General features: G+C 71.3%; 18 protein-coding genes. 14 read left to right on the forward strand and 4 right to left on the reverse strand.

What is annotated here, in order from left to right; translation table 11 throughout:
• Positions 1 to 168: 168 nt before the first annotated feature.
• The gene (locus ABZS54_RS23455) at positions 169 to 345 is read right to left on the reverse strand and encodes a hypothetical protein (RefSeq protein WP_355539327.1); all 177 of its coding nucleotides are present in this window, start codon (positions 343 to 345) and stop codon (positions 169 to 171) included.
• Between the two features lie 76 nt (positions 346 to 421).
• On the opposite strand from ABZS54_RS23455, the gene ABZS54_RS23460 reads away from it, so the two are divergent.
• The 14 genes from ABZS54_RS23460 (at position 422) to hypE (ending at position 14,379) form a co-directional block, all read left to right on the forward strand.
• Positions 422 to 874, forward strand: a complete 453-nt coding sequence (locus ABZS54_RS23460; protein WP_355539330.1) for a TetR/AcrR family transcriptional regulator C-terminal domain-containing protein — start codon at positions 422 to 424, stop codon at positions 872 to 874.
• 57 nt (positions 875 to 931) lie between these two features.
• Positions 932 to 2,017, forward strand: coding sequence for a hydrogenase expression protein HypE (locus ABZS54_RS23465; RefSeq protein WP_355539333.1), 1,086 nt, complete (start codon positions 932 to 934; stop codon positions 2,015 to 2,017).
• A gap of 84 nt (positions 2,018 to 2,101) precedes the next feature.
• Positions 2,102 to 3,886 (forward strand): nickel-dependent hydrogenase large subunit, encoded by a 1,785-nt coding sequence (locus ABZS54_RS23470; protein WP_355539336.1) that lies wholly within the window; start codon positions 2,102 to 2,104, stop codon positions 3,884 to 3,886.
• Positions 3,883 to 4,416: a hypothetical protein gene (locus ABZS54_RS23475; protein ID WP_355539338.1), complete on the forward strand. Its 534-nt coding sequence runs from the start codon at positions 3,883 to 3,885 to the stop codon at positions 4,414 to 4,416. The genes ABZS54_RS23470 and ABZS54_RS23475 overlap by 4 nt, the downstream gene beginning before the upstream one ends.
• Positions 4,413 to 5,060, forward strand: a complete 648-nt coding sequence (locus tag ABZS54_RS23480; protein WP_355539340.1) for a DUF5947 family protein — start codon at positions 4,413 to 4,415, stop codon at positions 5,058 to 5,060. Before ABZS54_RS23475 ends, ABZS54_RS23480 begins: the two co-directional genes overlap by 4 nt.
• Entirely contained in the window at positions 5,057 to 5,773 is a 717-nt protein-coding gene (locus ABZS54_RS23485; RefSeq protein WP_355539342.1) for a DUF6084 family protein, read from the forward strand. The genes ABZS54_RS23480 and ABZS54_RS23485 overlap by 4 nt, the downstream gene beginning before the upstream one ends.
• Entirely contained in the window at positions 5,770 to 7,179 is a 1,410-nt protein-coding gene (locus ABZS54_RS23490) for a hypothetical protein (RefSeq protein ID WP_355539344.1), read from the forward strand. The genes ABZS54_RS23485 and ABZS54_RS23490 overlap by 4 nt, the downstream gene beginning before the upstream one ends.
• On the forward strand, positions 7,176 to 7,877 hold the full coding sequence (locus ABZS54_RS23495) for a hydrogenase maturation protease (protein WP_355539346.1): 702 nt from the start codon (positions 7,176 to 7,178) through the stop codon (positions 7,875 to 7,877). Before ABZS54_RS23490 ends, ABZS54_RS23495 begins: the two co-directional genes overlap by 4 nt.
• Positions 7,878 to 8,138: 261 nt before the next feature.
• Entirely contained in the window at positions 8,139 to 8,528 is a 390-nt protein-coding gene (locus ABZS54_RS23500; protein WP_355539349.1) for a hydrogenase maturation nickel metallochaperone HypA, read from the forward strand.
• 6 nt (positions 8,529 to 8,534) lie between these two features.
• Positions 8,535 to 9,392, forward strand: coding sequence for a hydrogenase nickel incorporation protein HypB (gene hypB, locus ABZS54_RS23505; RefSeq protein WP_355539352.1), 858 nt, complete (start codon positions 8,535 to 8,537; stop codon positions 9,390 to 9,392).
• Positions 9,389 to 11,758: a carbamoyltransferase HypF gene (gene hypF, locus ABZS54_RS23510; RefSeq protein WP_355539355.1), complete on the forward strand. Its 2,370-nt coding sequence runs from the start codon at positions 9,389 to 9,391 to the stop codon at positions 11,756 to 11,758. Before hypB ends, hypF begins: the two co-directional genes overlap by 4 nt.
• A gap of 71 nt (positions 11,759 to 11,829) precedes the next feature.
• Positions 11,830 to 12,177, forward strand: coding sequence for a HypC/HybG/HupF family hydrogenase formation chaperone (locus tag ABZS54_RS23515; RefSeq protein ID WP_355539429.1), 348 nt, complete (start codon positions 11,830 to 11,832; stop codon positions 12,175 to 12,177).
• On the forward strand, positions 12,174 to 13,301 hold the full coding sequence (gene hypD, locus ABZS54_RS23520) for a hydrogenase formation protein HypD (RefSeq protein WP_355539358.1): 1,128 nt from the start codon (positions 12,174 to 12,176) through the stop codon (positions 13,299 to 13,301). The genes ABZS54_RS23515 and hypD overlap by 4 nt, the downstream gene beginning before the upstream one ends.
• Positions 13,294 to 14,379 (forward strand): hydrogenase expression/formation protein HypE, encoded by a 1,086-nt coding sequence (gene hypE / locus ABZS54_RS23525; protein ID WP_355539361.1) that lies wholly within the window; start codon positions 13,294 to 13,296, stop codon positions 14,377 to 14,379. Before hypD ends, hypE begins: the two co-directional genes overlap by 8 nt.
• A gap of 64 nt (positions 14,380 to 14,443) precedes the next feature.
• Here hypE and ABZS54_RS23530 read toward each other — a convergent pair whose 3' ends face one another.
• From ABZS54_RS23530 to ABZS54_RS23540, 3 genes are all read right to left on the reverse strand, one after another.
• On the reverse strand, positions 14,444 to 15,172 hold the full coding sequence (locus tag ABZS54_RS23530; protein WP_355539364.1) for a gamma-glutamyl-gamma-aminobutyrate hydrolase family protein: 729 nt from the start codon (positions 15,170 to 15,172) through the stop codon (positions 14,444 to 14,446).
• Between the two features lie 96 nt (positions 15,173 to 15,268).
• On the reverse strand, positions 15,269 to 16,732 hold the full coding sequence (eat, locus tag ABZS54_RS23535; RefSeq protein ID WP_355539367.1) for an ethanolamine permease: 1,464 nt from the start codon (positions 16,730 to 16,732) through the stop codon (positions 15,269 to 15,271).
• Between the two features lie 210 nt (positions 16,733 to 16,942).
• A complete protein-coding gene (locus ABZS54_RS23540; RefSeq protein ID WP_355539370.1) occupies positions 16,943 to 17,686 on the reverse strand; it encodes an FCD domain-containing protein in 744 nt (247 codons plus the stop codon).
• Positions 17,687 to 17,714 lie beyond the last annotated feature (28 nt).

The following is a 17,714-nucleotide window of genomic DNA, read 5'->3' on the forward strand; positions in this document are numbered from 1 at the left end:
GCGCCCGTCGGCTGCCGTGGAGCGGGCGCGGGCCGTGTCGCCCGCCCCGCCGTAGGAGGCGAAGACCAGCGCCGCTGCCCCGCCGTAGGGACGAAGGCCGGGCGCCCGTCGGGTGTTCGCAGACGCGTCCCGGGCCGGGTGCCCGCCCCGACGGGTCCGGTGGTGCCGTCACAGGCGCAGGTACGACAGGTCCACGGCGTCGGCCATCGCCCGCGCGCCCGCGTCGTTCAGGTGCAGGATCTGCCGCACCGTCTGGTCGCGGAAGCCCCGCGAGGGCTTGATCTGAATGCTCTCGTTCGAATCGAGCACGGCGGAGCGGAAGCCCGCGACCCAGGTCGTCGTCATGATCGGTGAACTCCTTTGATGGGTGGGGGTGGTGGTCTTCGGTCCTGCTCAAACCCGGACGGGCCGGGGGCTGGGGGTGCGTCGGGCCCGCCTGGTGATGGGCTCGATGCCACGGCTGCCCGATCTGGGCCGCACCTGGCGCGAGCTGGGGCCGGAGCGCTTCCACGTGGTGGTCCGCACGGCGCTCGCGGAGCTCGTCGAACGCGGCGAACTCGAGATCGACGACGTGCCGTTGGCTGCGATCCAACTCTCCGGTCTGGTCCTGATGCCGCACATCGCCTACGGCTCCTCGGGCGCGGTGCCCGACGCCGATCCGACCCGGCGACTGATCATCGGCGGCGTGGACATGTTCCTGGCCCGCTACCGCCCGGCGGCCGACGCGGCCGACACTCGGATCGTGCCCGCGCCGCCGGCGTATGACGCGGATCGGCGACGCGACGGCGGGTGGGTTCGATGCGCCGTCGCGGAATCGGCGTGCGGCGACTCGCCCGGATGGCCCGGATGTGAGGCGCGTCACGCGCTGGACTGATAGGAAGATCCGAGAGTCCTATATGTCCGGCTCGTAACCATTCGAGGAGGCGTCGTCATGCGCGCCACGCCCGAGAACCCCGCCGAGAGTTCGACCGCCGCCACGTCGGTCGAACAACCGTCCCCGATCCATATCCTGTGGATCAACGCCGGTCTGAGCTGCGACGGCGACTCCGTCGCGTTGACCGCCGCGATGCAGCCGTCGATCGAGGAGATCGTCACCGGCGCGCTGCCCGGACTGCCACCGGTCGCCGTGCACTGGCCGCTGATCGATTTCGAGTGCGGCCCGGTCCAGGGCGCGGACACCTTCATCGAATGGTTCTTCAAGGCCGAACGCGGCGAACTCGACCCGTTCGTCCTGGTGGTCGAGGGATCCATCCCGAACGAGTCGATCAAGTCCGAGGGCTACTGGAGCGGATTCGGCGACGACCCCGCCACCGGCCAACCGATCACCACGAGCGAATGGCTGGACCGGCTCGCGCCCAAGGCCACCGGCGTGGTGGCGATCGGCACGTGCGCCACCTACGGCGGCATCCACGCGATGGCCGGCAACCCGACCGGCGCGATGGGCGTGCCCGACTACCTGGGCTGGGACTGGACCTCCAAGGCCGGCCTGCCGATCGTCTGCGTACCCGGGTGCCCGATCCAGCCGGACAACTTCGCCGAGACGCTGACCTACCTGCTCTACCAGCTCGCCGGGTCCGCGCCGATGATCCCGCTGGACGACAAACTGCGCCCGACCTGGCTGTTCGGCGCCACCGTGCACGAGGGCTGCGACCGCGGCGGCTACTACGAACAGGGCCAGTTCGCCGAAGAGTACGACTCACCGCTGTGCCTGGTGAAGCTGGGCTGCTGGGGCCCGGTGGTCAAGTGCAACGTGCCCAAGCGCGGCTGGATCAACGGCGTCGGCGGTTGCCCGAACGTCGGCGGGATCTGCATCGCCTGCACGATGCCCGGTTTCCCGGACATGTTCATGCCGTTCATGGACGAACCGCCCGGCAGCAAGGTCTCCGCGACCGCCAGCGGCGCGTACGGCCTGCTGATTCGCAAACTGCGCTCGATCACCGCGCAGACCGTGGACAAGGAACCCAGGTGGCGCCAGTCCGGTCGCAAGCTGACCACCGGCTACCGCCCGCCCTGGTGAGCGGATCGCCTGCGCCCAGTCCTCGACCCCGCGGCCGGCCCCGAGCGTGCCGCCGTCCCACACCGCAGAAGGGCACGACACACGATGGCACCCTCGACCAAATTGGCCCGCGACGACAAGGGCTTGACCGAGATGTCCTGGGATCCGATCACCCGGATCGTCGGCAGCCTGGGCATCCACACCAAGATCGACTTCAAGAAGAAGCGGGTCGCCGAGTGCTACAGCACCTCGTCGGTCTTCCGCGGCTACAGCGTGTTCATGCGCGGCAAGGACCCCCGCGACGCGCACTTCATCACCAGCCGGATCTGCGGTATCTGCGGCGACAACCACGCCACCTGCTCGGTCTACGCACAGAACATGGCCTACGGCGTCAAGCCGCCGCATCTGGCCGAGTGGATCATCAACCTCGGTGAGGCCGCCGAGTACATGTTCGACCACAACATCTTCCAGGAGAACCTGGTCGGGGTGGACTACTGCGAGCGCATGGTCCGCGAGACCAACCCCGGCGTGCTGGAACTGGCCGAACGCACCGAGGCCCCGCACGCCGCGGAACACGGCTACCGCACCATCGCCGACATCATGCGCTCGCTCAACCCGATCGAGGGTGAGTTCTACCGCGAGGCGCTGGCGGTCAGCCGCTACACCCGGGAGATGTTCTGCCTGATGGAGGGCCGGCACGTGCACCCCTCCACGCTCTACCCGGGCGGTGTGGGAACGGTCGCCTCGGTCCAGTTGTTCACCGACTACCTGTCCCGCCTGATGCGCTACGTCGAGTTCATGAAGCGCGTGGTCCCGCTGCACGACGACCTCTTCGACTTCTTCTACACGGCCCTGCCCGGCTACGAAGAGGTGGGCCGGCGGCGGGTGTTGCTCGGCTGTTGGGGCGCGCTCAACGACCCCGACCACTGCGACTTCACCTACCGCAACATGACCGACTGGGGCCGGCGGATGTACGTCAGCCCCGGCGTCGTGGTCGACGGCAAACTGATCACCAACGACCTGACCGAGATCAACCTGGGCATCCGGATCCTGCTCGGCAGCTCCTACTACCAGGACTGGGAGGGCCAGGAGCAGTTCGTCACCCACGACCCGCTGGGCAACCCGGTCGACCCGCGCCACCCATGGAACCAACACACCATCCCCGCGCCGCAGAAGCGCGACTTCGAGAACAACTACAGCTGGGTGATGTCGCCACGCTGGTTCGACGGCACCGACTACCTGGCCCTGGACACCGGCGGCGGCCCGCTCGCCCGGTTGTGGTCCACCGCGCTCAACGGCCTGGTCGACACCGGCTTCGTCAAAGCCACCGGGCACAGCGTGGTGATCAACCTGCCCAAGTCGATGACCAAACCGGAGACCACCTTCGAGTGGAAGATCCCGCAGTGGAGCAACGCCCTGGAGCGCAACCGGGCACGCACCTACTTCCAGGCGTACATGGCCGCCATGGCGGTGTACTTCGCCGAGAAGGCACTCGACGAGGTGCGCTCGGGCCGGACCAAGACGTGGGAGAAGTTCGAGGTGCCCGACGAGGCGGTCGGCGTCGGCTTCACCGAGGCCGTGCGCGGTGTGCTCTCGCACCACATGGTGATCAGGGACGGGAAGATCGCCAACTACCACCCGTACCCGCCCACTCCATGGAATGCCAGCGTCCGCGACACCCTGGGCACCCCCGGGCCGTACGAGGACGCGGTGCAGAACACGCCGATCTTCGAGGAGAACTCCCCGGAGAACTTCAAGGGCATCGACATCATGCGGGCCGTGCGCAGTTTCGACCCGTGCCTGCCGTGTGGCGTGCACATGTACCTCGGCGACGGCAAGACCCTGCAGAAGCTGCACGTGCCCACCGGGCTGAGCGGGCTGAGCGGATGAACGCCGAACAGACCGGACTGCGCGTCGAGGAGATCCTCAGCGGCCTGACCGAGAGCGCCGACCCGGCCGGGCGTGCCGCCGCCGAGGCACTGGTGCGGGCCCTGATGGACTTCTACGGCGCCGGCCTGGCCCGCCTGGCCGCGCTGTTGCGCGACGCCGACGCGGACGGGCGCGCCGTGCTCGACGACGAATTGGTTACCGGCCTGCTCGTCCTGCACGACCTGCATCCGGACGACGTGCCGACCCGGATTGCCCGGGGCCTCGCGGCCCACCCGCAACACCGCGCCGAACTGCTCGACTACGACGAGCATGCCCGGAGCGTACGACTGCGGATCCCCGCCGCGAGTGGCGGCTGCGGATGCGCGAACACGAGCGTGGACGGCGCGCGGGAGGCCATTGAGGGTGTCCTGGGCGGCTACGCACCCGAGATCGAGCGCATCGAGATCGAGGAGGCCCCGGCCGCGCCCGCACAACCCGCGCTGCTCCAGATCGGCAACCGAACGATCGACCCGGTTCGGGCCGCGCGGTGAGCGCGCCACCCCCCACGAGTACGCGACCGGCGGTCGGGCTGCGCCGATTCCGCCGCCAGGCCGGACCGCAGCCGGAACGCTGCGAATTGTGTGCCCAGGAGGTCGGCCCGGGACACCGCCACCTCGTCGACACCGACGCCCGGGCCCTGGCCTGCGCGTGCCGCGGCTGCGCCATGTTGTTCGAGCAGCGCGCGGCCGGCGGTCGCTATCGGGCCGTGCCCGAGCGCTACCTCATCGATTCCGAGCACAGCCTGGACGACGGTGCGTGGGAGGCCCTGCAGATCCCGGTCGGCATGGCGTTCTTCCTGCGCAACGCCGCGGCGGACCGGCTGATCGCGTTCTACCCCAGCCCGGCCGGCGCCACCGAGAGCGACCTGGACCCGCATCTGTGGCAGGCGGTGCTCGGCGAGAGTCGGCTCGCCCGACTGCTGCTCGCCGACGTGGAAGCGCTGCTGCTGCGCCGCACCGACGGGGCGAGCGAGTGCTTCCTGGTCCCGATCGACGTTTGCTACGCGCTGGTGGGCCGGATGCGACTGCACTGGCAGGGCTTCGACGGCGGTGCCGAGGCGCGCGCCGACCTGGCCGCGTTCTTCGCCGACGTGCGCTCGCGGGCTCGCGTGCCCGGAAGGGACGAACTGCCGTGACGGAGTTGGACTTCTCCTGCGTCGGAGTGCGTGCGGACGGCTACGCGGCGGGCCCCACCCTGGTCTTCCGGCTGCGGATCACCGCCGCCGAGCAGGCCCGGGTGCACGCACTCGCGCTGCGCGTGCAACTGCGGATCGAGCCGGCCCGGCGCCGCTACGGTGCGGCCGAGGGCGACCGGCTGGACGTGCTGTTCGGCGAACGATCCCGCTGGGGCGGCACGCTGCACCCGATCCAGTTCGCCCAGGTGGCGTTGACCGCGCCGGGCTTCACCGGGGAAACCGAGGTGGATCTGGTGGTGCCGTGCACCTACGACATGGACATCGCCTCCTCCCGCTACTTTCACGCATTGGGCGAGGGCGAGGCGCCGCTGCTGATGCTCTTCTCCGGGACCGCGTTCATCGGCCCCGGCGGATTCCGGGTCGAACCGGTGCCCTGGCACAAGGAGGCCGCATTCCGCATGCCGGTGGCCGTGTGGCGGGAGATGATCGAGCAGCACTTCCCCGGCTGCGGCTGGCTGCGCCTGCCGCGCGAGGGCATGGACGCGCTGCTCGCCTACCGGTCCCGGCATGCGTTGCCCTCCTGGGAGGCCACGATGCGGGCCCTGCTGGCGGCGGCCGAACCCGGCTCCGCGCCCGAGCGCATCCTCGGCGTCGCCACCGGCCGCGACGGCACGCCGGATCGCAGCGGCGACACCGAGGAGATCCTCCGATGACACTGTCCGGGCTCGCCACCGAGGAGCGGTTCGCCGCCGCTCGACAGATCGCCGACGCCGTACTGTTCGAGGGCTACGTGCTCTACCCGTACCGGGCCTCGGCCGCCAAGAACCGGATGCGCTGGCAGTTCGGCGTCCTGGTGCCGCCCGCCTGGGGGCAGGGCAGCGGCGAACACCACGACCAGCGCACCGAGTGCCTGCTCGAACCGCGTGCCGGTGCGAACCTCTCGGTCGAGCTGCGCTTCCTGCATGCCCAGCGACGCACGGTGCAACAGGTCGGTCCCGACGGCGGGTTCACCTCGGTGGACGCCTTGGAGCTGCCCGATCGGGTGCTCGTGCCGTGGGACGAGGGCGTCGAGGAGCGGGTTGAACTCGCGGTGCCGGTATCGGAGTTGGCTGGCGACGGGCTGGTCTTGCCGTTCCTGCGGGCCGAGCACGAGGAGAGTGAGACGGTCGAGCTCGACGGCCGGGTGCTCGGCCGGTTGATCCGTCGGCGGGCCCGGGCGGAGGGGGTGATCCGGCTGCGGACCGCCGAGATCCCCGGCCCGTACCGCACGCTCAAACTCACCGTCGAGGTGGCGAACACCGTTGGGTGGGCGCCGGATCCGGGCGCCGACCGGGACGCGGCGCTACCGTACGCGCTGGTCTCGGCGCACGTGCTGCTCGGGGTGGACGCCGGGTCGTTCCTGTCGATGACCGACCCGCCGCAGTGGGCCGGGGCCGCCGCGGCGACGTGTGTCAACCTGCGGACCTGGCCGGTGTTGGTCGGGGAGCGGGACGACGTGGTGTTGTCCTCGCCGATCATCCTGGAGGATCACCCGCAGGTGGCCCCGGAGAGCCCGGGCGCGCTCTACGACGCGACCGAGATCGACGAGATCCTCGCACTGCGCACGTCGGCGCTGACCGAGCGGGAGAAGCGCGAGGCGCGTGGCACCGACGTCCGCGCGGGCGCCGCCGTGGACCTGGTCGACTCGCTGCCCCCAAAGGTGTGGGACCGGCTGCACGGCGCGGTGCGGGCACTGCGCGAGAGCAGCGGGCCGAGTGCGCCGACGACCCTGGTCGAGCCCGGCGCGGCCGATCCGTTCGGGTCGGGAGGCGACCGGCCCTGGTGGGATCCGGCGAGCGACGCCGGGTTCGATCCCGCTTCGGATCGGGTTGCGGTGGACGGGCGTTCGGTCGGGGCGGGCAGTCGGGTGCGCCTGCGACCGGGGTCGCGCCGTACCGACGCCCAGGACCTGTTCCTGCACGGCCGGGACGCGGTGGTCGAGGCGGTGCTGCACGACGTCGACGGCGCGGTGCACATCGCGGTGATCGTGGCGGACGACCCCGGCGCGGACATCCGGCGCGCACAGGGCCGGTTCCTGTATTTCCGACCCGACGAACTCACCCTCCCGGAGGACGAATGACCGGTCCCGGCCGGCCGACGGACGGCGTCGAGCGCGTGCTCGTCGCCGGGGTCGGCAATATCTTCCTCGGTGACGACGGCTTCGGCGTGGAGACCGTCGGCAGGCTTGCCGCACACCCGCTGCCGGCCGGCGCCGAGGTGGTCGACTTCGGTGTGCGCGGCGTGCATCTGGCCTACCAACTCCTGGAAGGCTACGACACGTTGATCCTGGTGGACGCCACCGCACGCGGCGGCGAACCGGGCACGGTCTACCTGATCGAGGCCACCGTGCCGGGCTCGGTCGAACCGGGGTCGGCGCTGCTGGACGGCCACCGGATGGGGCCCGACGCGGTGCTCGCACTGTTGGGCACGCTGAGCGCGGGCACCGGCGGCACGCCGCCGCACCGGGTGCTGGTGGTCGGCTGCGAACCGGCCGACTTGGACGAGCGGGTGGGGCTCAGCCCGCCCGTCGCGGCGGCCGTGGACGAGGCGGTCGCGCTGATTCTGCGGGTGCTGCGGCACCAGGCACCGACCGAGCGCGCGGCCGGCCGACCGGCCGGGCAATCGGCCGGGCAGACGGCCGAGCGAGCGGTCGAACAATCGGTCGACAGGCGAGCCGGTACGCCGGACGCGCCGGATCCGGCCGATGCACGACCCGCCGCCGTGGACGCGGTGCGCGGTTCCGATTCCGGAGAGGTGCCGGTATGCGAAGGATCCTGATCGGCGGAGTACTCCTGCTGGGGCTCGTCGCGCTCGTGAATCGAGCCGACATCCAGCGCTATCTGCGGATGCGCGCCATGTAGGCCGGCCCGCGTGGTACCCGGCCGGCCCTACCGGGTTGCGACGAATGGTGTACGCCCGGTGTCGGCCACGGCGTGGTGGCCGGGACAAATCGCCGACCGTGCCTGTAATGGAACGCCGGGCTCGGGCAGGTCGAGCCGGTGGGCCCAAGCGCGGGACCGGCGAACCAGCGGAGGGCCGATGCACGAGATGTCGATTGCGATGGCCGTCGTCGAGCAGGTCGAGGCCGCGGCCGCGCGCACCGGCGACCGCGCCGCGCTGAGCGTGCGGCTGCGGGTCGGGGAACTCGCCGGTGTGGTCCCCGACGCGCTGGCCTTCGCTTTCGAGGTCGCGCGCGTTGAAACGCCGCTGTGCGATGCCGAGTTGGTGATGGAGTTCGTCCCCGGCCGGGCCCGCTGCGCGGCGTGTGCCGTGGAGTGGGCGGTGGGTATGCCGCCGGACCTGTGCTGTCCGAAGTGCGCGGGAGCGAGCGCCGAACTGCTGTGCGGACGCGAGTTGCAGATCCTCGACGTGTGCTGGGCCGACCCGGTCGAGGACATCGGAAACGCCGAGGCCATTCAGGAGGGTTGATTCGTCATGTGCCGAGTCGACGAGTTGCGGCAGGCCGTACTCGCCCACAACGATCGTGGTGCGAGCGATCTACGCGCCGAGCTGGCCGCACGCGGGGTGATCGCGATCAACCTGCTGTCCAGCCCCGGCAGCGGCAAGACCGCGCTGCTGGAGGCCGAACTGCGCCTGGCCGGCGAACGCGGCATCCCGGTCGCGGCGTTGACCGCCGACCTGGCTACCGACAACGACGCGACGCGGCTGGCCCGGGCCGGTGCGCCGGTCAAGCAGGTCCTCACCGACGGCTTGTGTCACCTGGAGGCCGCGATGTTGCGCCGACAGCTCACCGGCTGGCTGCCGACCCGGACCCGGCTGTTGTTCGTGGAAAACGTCGGCAACCTGGTCTGCCCGGCCTCCTACGACCTGGGCGAGAGCCTGCGGGTCGCGCTCGCGTCGGTGACCGAGGGGGAGGACAAGCCGCTCAAGTATCCGTCCGCGTTCGGCCTGGCGAACCTGGTGGTGTTGACCAAGACCGATCTCGCCGAGGCGGTGGAGTTCGACGAACCCGCGTTCCTGGCGAACGTCCGGCGGGTCAACCCCGGGGTCGAGGTGCTGTTCACGTCGGCCAGGACCGGCCGCGGAGTGGGTGATCTACTGGCACGTACGCTCGCGGTGCTCGACGGCGCCGCGGTGCACACGCCGGTCATGGCGCGGCACGCGGCGGACGGGCAAGGGCATTTGGGTGGATCGCCGGACCACGGGCACCGAAACGGGCATGATCACGTCCACCCACACGAGCACGGGCAGGGGCAACCGGACCTCGCTCACACACACGAGTACAACCACGGGTTCGACCGGTGGCCCGCGCCGGTGGGGGAGCCGTCTTGACCGCCGGGGGGCAGGCCGACGTCGCACAGCGGCGGCGGATCACCGTGCGGGGCACCGTGCAGGGCGTGGGTTTCCGGCCGTTCGTCTACACGTTGGCCACCGAGCTGGGCCTGGCCGGCCATGTCACCAACACCGGTGCGGGCGTGCTGGTGGAGATCGAGGGCCGGTCGGCCGAGGTGGCCGCCTTCTGCCGCCGGATCGACACCGACGCGCCCGCGCTGGCCTCGGTCGAGTCGATCACCCACGAGGAACTCGAGATCGGCGGTGACACCGGGTTCGCGATCGTGGCGTCCGCGCCGCCGGAGTCGGGCGCCGCGCAGCGTACGCAGATCCCACCGGACGTCGCCACGTGCGCGCCCTGCCTGGCCGAGCTGGCGGACCCCACCGATCGCCGCCACCTGCACCCGTTCATCACGTGCACCGACTGCGGCCCACGCTTCACCATCGTCACCGCACTGCCCTACGACCGTGCGCACACCACGATGGCCGACTTCCCGATGTGCGCGGACTGCGCCCGGGAGTACACCGATCCGAGCGACCGACGCTTCCACGCACAACCCATCGCGTGCCACGCCTGCGGGCCCCGGCTGTCCCTGGTCGGCGCGGACGAGGCCCCGATCGGCTTCGGCACCGTGGACGAGGCGCGCCGGATGCTCGCCGACGGGGCGATCCTGGCGGTCAAGGGCATCGGCGGCTACCACCTGGCCTGCGACGCGACAAACGAGGAGGCGGTGTCGCGGCTGCGCGAGCGCAAGGGGCGCGGCGACAAACCCTTCGCGCTACTGGCCCGTTCCCTCGCCGAGATCGAGCCGCATGCCGCGATCGAAGACGCGGAACGGGAGTTGCTCACCGGTGCGGCTCGGCCGATCGTGCTGCTCCGGCGCCGCCGGGCGAGCCGGTCCGAGCTGCCGGAGGCGATCGCCCCGCGCTGTCCCGACCTGGGCTTCATGCTGCCGTACACGCCGCTGCACCATCTGCTCCTGGGGCTGATCGAGGATCGGCCCGGACCGCGCCTGCTCGTACTCACCAGCGGCAATGCGGCCGGCGAGCCGATCGTGACCGACGATGCCGAGGCGCGGACCCGGCTCGCGCCGCTCGTGGACGGCAGGCTCACCCACGATCGGCCGATCCGGGTGCCGCTGGACGACTCGGTGGTGCGGGTCGTGGACGGGGAGCCGCAGTTCGTCCGGCGCTCCCGGGGCTGGGCCCCGCTGCCGATCCGGCTGCCGGTATCGGTGCCCGCGACGCTCGCGGTCGGCGGGGACCTGAAGAACACCTTCGCGCTGGCCGAGGATCGTCAGGCGTGGTTGTCCGGCCACATCGGCGACATGGACGACCTGGCCACGCAGGGCGCGTTCGAGCGTGCGGTCGAGCATCTGGCCACGCTCACCGGCGTGCGTCCGGAGATGCTGGCCGCCGATCGGCATCCGGGTTATCGGTCCACCGGGTGGGCCCGTCGCACCGCGGCCGGGCGGCCGGTGCGGCTGGTTCAGCACCATCACGCGCACATCGCCGCCGCGATGGCCGAACACGGCGCGGACGGCGCCGCGCCGGTGCTCGGGGTCGCCTTCGACGGGACCGGCTATGGAGACGACGGGGCGGTGTGGGGCGGGGAGTTCCTGCTCGCCGACTACGTCGGCTTCCGCCGGGTGGCGCAACTGCGCTACGTGCCGTTGGCCGGTGGCGACGCGGCGGTGGCCCGGCCGTACCGGATGGCGTTGGCCCATCTACACGCCGCCGGCATCGAGTGGGCGGACGATCTGCCGTGCGTGCGGGCTGCTTCGGCGGAGGAACGGCGGGTGCTGGCCGGCCAATTCGAACGTGACCTGAACTGTGTTCCCACCTCCTCCATGGGCCGGCTCTTCGACGCCTTCGCGTCGCTGATCGGCGTGTGCCACCTGGCCGGCTACGAGGCGCAGGCGGCGATCGAGCTGGAGGGAGCGGCCGCCCAGCGGTCCGGACCGGTCGCGGGGTACGCCTTCGCGCTGCGCCCGGGGGCCGGTGAGGACGATCCGCTGATCGCCGACCCGGGCCCGGTGTTCGCGGCGGCGATCGCCGACCTGCGGGCCGGGAGCGACCCCGAACTGCTCGCGGCGCGCTTTCACCACGCGGTCACCGACCTGGTCGTCGCGGTGGCCGAGCACACGCGGGAGCGGTACGGGCCCACGCCGGTCGCGCTCACCGGCGGCGTGTTCGCCAACGCGATCCTGTCCTCGGCCTGCGGACGAGCGCTGCGGGCACGGGACTTCACCGTGTTGCGGCATCGCTTGGTGCCGCCGAACGACGGCGGGCTGGCGCTGGGTCAGGTGCTGGTCGCGGCAGGGCGGGAGAAGCGGCGCGGCCGAGCACGGACGCCCGACCGATGACCCGGGTCGACCTACCGGCGCCCGCGGACGCACGTTCCACAGCCCTTTCGGACGACGACGAGGAGCAACCGATGTGCCTGGCGGTGCCCGGCAGAGTGACCAGGATCGAGGAACGGGACGGAACCCGAATGGGCCTCGTCGACTTCGGCGGTGTGGTCAAGGAGGTGTGCCTGGAGTACGTCCCCGACCTGAGGGTCGGCGAGTACGCCATCGTGCACGTGGGCTTCGCGCTGCAACGACTGGACGAGGAGTCGGCCCTGCGCACGCTTGCCCTGTTCGAGGAAATGGGGCTGCTCCAGGAGGAGTTCGGTGATCCCTGGGAGGCGGCCGGTGCGGCACCCGGGGAGTTCGTCCGGCCGGAGCCGGTGGTCGTCCCCGACCCGGATCACAGCGGCGTGTCGAAGCAGGCACGGCGGTGAAGTACCTGGAGGAGTTCCGGAATCCGGAGGTCGGTCGCCGACTGCTTGACGAGATCCGGACCATGGTGACCCGGCCGTGGTCGATCATGGAGGTCTGCGGCGGGCAGACGCACACCATCATCCGGCACGGTATCGACCAACTACTGCCTCCCGGTGTGGAGTTGATTCACGGGCCGGGCTGTCCGGTGTGCGTGACCCCGTTGGAGGTGATCGACAAGGCGCTGGCGATCGCGGCGCGCCCCGGGGTGATCTTCTGCTCGTTCGGCGACATGCTGCGGGTGCCGGGCACCGATCGCGACCTGTTCCGGGTGCGCAGCGAGGGCGGCGACGTGCGGGTGGTCTACTCGCCGCTGGACGCGCTCGCGATCGCCCGGGACAACCCCGACCGCGAGGTGGTGTTCTTCGGCATCGGCTTCGAAACCACCGCGCCGCCCAACGCGATGACGGTGTATCAGGCCAGGCGGCTGGGCATCCGCAACTTCAGCCTGCTGGTGTCGCACGTGCGGGTGCCGCCCGCGATCGAGGCGATCATGCGGTCGCCGGACTGCCGGGTGCAGGGCTTCCTGGCGGCCGGCCACGTGTGCAGCGTGATGGGTGTGGACGAGTATCCGGACCTGGCCGAGCGGTATCGGGTGCCGATCGTGGTCACCGGGTTCGAGCCGTTGGACATCCTGGAGGGCATCCGGCGCACGATCCACCAATTGGAGCGTGGCGAGCACACCGTGGACAACGCGTACGCGCGAGCGGTCCGGGCCGAGGGCAATCCCGCAGCCAAGGCCATGCTGGCCGATGTGTTCGAGGTGACCGACCGGGCCTGGCGCGGCATCGGGGTCATCCCGGACAGCGGGTGGCGGTTGTCTGCGCGCTACCGCGACCAAGACGCCGAGTACCGATTCGATGTGACCGGGATCGCCACCCTGGAACCGGCCGAGTGCCGCAGCGGCGAGGTGTTGCAGGGCCTGCTCAAGCCCAACGAGTGCGCGGCGTTCGGCACCACCTGCACCCCGCGCAATCCGCTCGGCGCCACGATGGTCTCCAGCGAGGGCGCGTGCGCCGCCTACTACCTCTATCGCCGGCTCGACGCCGTCGCCGGCGCGCCTCAGGAGGCGACCCCCGTTGTCTGAACTCATCGACCGGGCGCCCGCGCCCCCCGTGCCGGACTTCTCCGGGTGGACCTGTCCCACGCCGTTGCGCGACCACCCGCGGATCGTGTCCGGCCACGGGGGCGGTGGCGCGCTGTCCGCCGAACTCGTCGAACACATCTTCGCGCCCGCGTTCGGCGGAACCGTGCTCGCCGCGCTCGCCGACTCCGCGGTGGTCACCCTCGGCGGAGTCCGACTGGCCTTCTCCACCGACTCGTTCGTGGTCCGTCCGCTGTTCTTCCCGGGCGGCGACATCGGGGGGCTCGCGGTCAACGGCACGGTCAACGACCTGGCCATGAGCGGTGCCCGGGCGGCCTATTTGTCCGTCGGATTCATCCTGGAGGAGGGCGTCGAGACAGCGGTCGTCGCCCGGGTCGCCCACATGCTGGGGGACGCGGCGCGGGCCGCCGGAGTCGAGGTCGCCACCGGCGACACCAAGGTGGTCGAGGCCGGGCACGGCGACGGCATCTACCTCAACACCGCCGGGATCGGTCTGGTCCCGCCCGGCGTCGACCTGCGCCCGCAACGCGCGGCGCCGGGCGACGTGGTGATCGTCAGCGGCGATATCGGCGTGCACGGTGTAGCGGTGATGAGCGTGCGCGAGGGCCTCGAATTCGACGTCGAGATCCGCAGCGACTGCGCCGCGCTGGGCGGGCTGGTCGAGGCGATGTTGGCGGTCACGCCGGACCTGCACGTGCTGCGTGATCCCACCCGAGGCGGCCTGGGCGCCGCGCTCAACGAGATCGCCGCAGCGGCCGGGGTGGGCGTGACGATCGCCGAACGCGACGTCCCGGTGCCGCCGGAGGTGGCCAACGCGTGCGCGATCCTGGGCCTGGATCCGCTGTATGTGGCCAACGAGGGCAAGCTGGTCGCCTTTGTGCCCCGCGAGCACGCCGACGCGGTGCTCGCGGCGATGCGTGCGCATCCGCTGGGCGCGGGGGCGGCGGTGATCGGGGAGTGCGTCGCGGCGCATTCGGGGATGGTGGTGGCGCGCACCGGGCTGGGTGGCACGCGTGTGTTGGACATGCCGATCGGCGAGCAACTGCCCAGGATCTGTTGAGCGATGCCGTGGGATCGCCGCGCGACGGCCGCAATCGGGTGCGCATGCGGCCCTCGCGCGGACCTCAGGCCGAGGGCGCGGGCACCAGGCGCGGCCGGCGGGCGGCGTCGATCAACGCGTGGGCCAGCCGCCGGTCCGTCCCGGCTTCGGGATGCCACTGGACCCCCAGCGCGAAGGTCTCGCCGGGCAGCTCCACCGCCTCGACGATGCCGTCCTCGGCCCGGGCGCTCGGCACCAGGCCGCGGCCGAGCCGGTCCACCGCCTGGTGGTGGTATGTGGGCACCTCGTACGGCTCGGCGCCGAGCGAGGCGAACAGCGTGCCGGGGATCGGCGCGACCACGTGTGCGGCCGGTTTCCCGGCCGGGCCGGTGTGCCCGCCGTGGCCTACCACGTCCGGCACGTGTTGGATCAGCGTGCCGCCCAACACCACGTTCAGCAGTTGCATGCCGCGGCAGATCGCCAGGAGCGGTGTGTTCGAGGCCAGCGCCGCCTCGATCAACGCACTCTCCCACGCGTCCCGGGCGTCGTTCGGGGGACCCGTGCGGGCATGTGGCTCGGCGCCGTAGCGGGTGGGCCGTACGTCCGGACCACCCGCGATCACGACGGCGTCCACCCGGGCCACCGTCTCGGCCGCCGCCTCCGGGGCGTCCGGAGGCAACATCACCGCCAGGCCGCCGGCGCGTTGGATGTGGGTCGGATAGTCGAGGGGGAGCAGCGCGGCGGGCAGGTGCCACACCCCCCACTGCACGGATTCCTCGTGGTAGGTGCTGATGCCGATCAGTGGCTTGGGCATGATGGGTCGCTCGGTTTTCTCGGGATCGCTGTCTTGTGGATCGCTGTCTTGGGACCGCAGCCTCGGGATCGCGGCCGCGATGGATGGGGTGTGTGGTCAGTCCCGGCCGAGTTCGGCCTCGGCCGCGGCCAGTGCGGCGAATTCCTCCTCCGGTGCGTTGGCCACCAGATGATGCCGGCTGTACAGGGCGAAATAGGCCAGGGCGACGGCGTACACACCCAGCGCGATGAACGCGGCTTGCTTGTCCACCAGGAACGTCGCGGCCAGCGCGGAGCAGGCCAGCACGAAGGCCACCGAGGAGGTGGCGATGCCGCCCGGGGTGCGGTACGGCCGGGGCAGGTCGGGCTCGCGGCGGCGCAGCACGATGTGCGACAGCGACATCAGCGCGTAGGAGATGGTCGCGCCGAACACCGCGATGTTCAGCATCCGGGCGCCGTCGCCGCTCCACGCGGCCAGTGCGAAGCCGAGCGCACCGGGCACCAGCAGACCGAGGTAGGGGGCCTTGCGGCGGCTGGTCAGGGACAGGAAGCGGGGCAGGTAGCCGGCCCGGGACAGCGCGAACAGCTGTCGCGACCCGGCGTAGATCAGCGAGAAGAACGAGGCGACCAGTCCGGCCAGGCCGGCGTAGTTCACGAAGCGGCTCAGCGGGGTCGGCTCGCCGTCACCCTGGAGCGCGGTCACCAGCGGGTTGCCCGCGTCCTGGACCGCGCTCGACCCGTGTGCGCCGGTCGCGGCCAGGAAGGTCACCACGGCCAAGAGCAGCAGCACGCCGATCGACAGGCTCATCGCCTTGGGCAGGGTGCGGGCCGGGTCCTTGGTCTCCTCGGCGGCCAGTGGCACGCCCTCCACGCCCAGGAAGAACCACATCCCGAACGGGAAGGCGGACCAGATGCCGAGCAGACCGAACGGGAGCCAGGAGTTGGCACCGAGCGCGTCGTGGTCCACCGGGATGTCGTTGAGCCCGCCGGCGTCGAACTCGGTGAACGCGCCGACCGCGAAGATCAGCAGCGCGGCGACCGCGATCCCGGTGACCACGAAGCTGAACCGCAGCGCCTCGCCGACACCCCACAGGTGGATGCCGATGAAGACGACGAAACAGGCGAGGTAGACCGGCCAGGACGAGGTCAGGCCGAACAGGTTGAGGGATTCCACGTAGTCGCCGATGAAGATGACGATCGCGGCGGGCGCGAGCACGTATTCGATCAGGATCGCGGTGCCGGTCAGGAAGCCGCCCCAGGTGCCCAGCGCCCGACGGGCGAATCCGTAGCCGCCGCCGGCGGCGGGCAGGATCGAGGACAGCTCCGCGAGCGAGAACACCATGCACGTGTACATCAGGCCCATCAGCGCGGCGGCGATCGCCAGACCGCCGAAACCGGCCTCGGCCAGGCCGAAGTTCCAGCCGGAGAAGTCGCCCGAGACGACGTAGGCCACACCCAGACCGGTCAGCAGCAACCAGCCCGCGCTGCCCCGGCGCAGAGCCCGCTTCTCCAGGTAGTCCTCCGCCTCGGCGGACGTGCCGCCACCGCCCTGCTTCGTGCGCGCTTGGATGTCGTCGACCACGAGCCACTCCTGACGGGAGGGAGGGGAGAGAGAATTATTGGTTCGAGCGCATACCTTTGCTCTTGGAGTCGATGCTGCGCAAGGCTTCGGTGAAGATGTCTTTCGGGCGGGCCGCCTGCGTCGGGTGGAAAAACGACGCGGCCCGGGCGCGAAAACGACACCGGCCGGGCGGGAGATCCGCGCGGCCGGGGAGGGAGAAGTGCGGGTGGCTCAGGCGAGAAATCCGCGCAGCAGGGCCGCGGTTCCGGCGCAGTGCTCGCGCATCACCTCGGCCGCCGCGTCCGGATCGCCGTCCAGGATCGCCTCGACCAACGCGGTGTGCTGGTGCTGCGAGTGCTCCAGATTGCGCACCAGCAGCGGAATGCAGTCCAGCAGGTCGTTCACCGTGGCCCGAACCGCCGCGTACTGGCCGGCCAGGGTCGGCGAGCCGCACAGCTGGGCCAACGTCAGATGCAGCAGCGTGTCCCGGCGTCGGTACTCGGCCAGCGGCGCGTCCCGGGTCTGCGCCAGCGCCGCCCGCAACCGCGCCGCCTGTGCCTGGTCCAGGCCCTGGGCCGCACACAGCCCGGCCGCGCCGACCTCCAGTACCTCGCGAAAGCGCAGCGTGTCCTCCACGTCCACCTTCGCGATCCGACGGCGCAACTCGGCGGCCGAGCCGTCGCCGACCGGCCCCGGGCGCTCGCGCACGAACGTGCCGCCGTAGCGGCCCCGGCGGCTCTCCACGATGCCCTGATCGGCCAGCACCTTGAGCACCTCGCGCAGGGTCACCCGGCTGACCCCGAGCCGCTCGGCCAGGTCGCGTTCGGCGGGCAGCCGGCCGCCGTCGGAGACCAGGCCCAGCCGGATGACCTGGAGGATCTGCTCCAACGCCTCCTCGAAGCCGTTGCCCGCACGCACCGGCCGCAACAGCGGCGACAGACCGTCTCTCGGCTCCGGCCCGGATCGCTCGTCCACGATCCCTCCCCTCCAGCTCTTCCCAATC

Source organism: Embleya sp. NPDC005575 (assembly GCF_040605455.1).
In the GTDB taxonomy this organism is placed as follows: domain Bacteria; phylum Actinomycetota; class Actinomycetes; order Streptomycetales; family Streptomycetaceae; genus Embleya.

Coding starts and splice junctions, on each gene's coding strand:
- ABZS54_RS23455 (WP_355539327.1), bottom strand. CDS start 345: ATGACGACGACCTGGGTCGCGGGCTTCCGCTCCGCCGTGCTCGATTCG.
- ABZS54_RS23465 (WP_355539333.1), top strand. CDS start 932: ATGCGCGCCACGCCCGAGAACCCCGCCGAGAGTTCGACCGCCGCCACG.
- ABZS54_RS23470 (WP_355539336.1), top strand. CDS start 2,102: ATGGCACCCTCGACCAAATTGGCCCGCGACGACAAGGGCTTGACCGAG.
- ABZS54_RS23475 (WP_355539338.1), top strand. CDS start 3,883: ATGAACGCCGAACAGACCGGACTGCGCGTCGAGGAGATCCTCAGCGGC.
- ABZS54_RS23490 (WP_355539344.1), top strand. CDS start 5,770: ATGACACTGTCCGGGCTCGCCACCGAGGAGCGGTTCGCCGCCGCTCGA.
- ABZS54_RS23495 (WP_355539346.1), top strand. CDS start 7,176: ATGACCGGTCCCGGCCGGCCGACGGACGGCGTCGAGCGCGTGCTCGTC.
- ABZS54_RS23500 (WP_355539349.1), top strand. CDS start 8,139: ATGCACGAGATGTCGATTGCGATGGCCGTCGTCGAGCAGGTCGAGGCC.
- hypB (WP_355539352.1), top strand. CDS start 8,535: ATGTGCCGAGTCGACGAGTTGCGGCAGGCCGTACTCGCCCACAACGAT.
- ABZS54_RS23515 (WP_355539429.1), top strand. CDS start 11,830: ATGTGCCTGGCGGTGCCCGGCAGAGTGACCAGGATCGAGGAACGGGAC.
- ABZS54_RS23530 (WP_355539364.1), bottom strand. CDS start 15,172: ATGCCCAAGCCACTGATCGGCATCAGCACCTACCACGAGGAATCCGTG.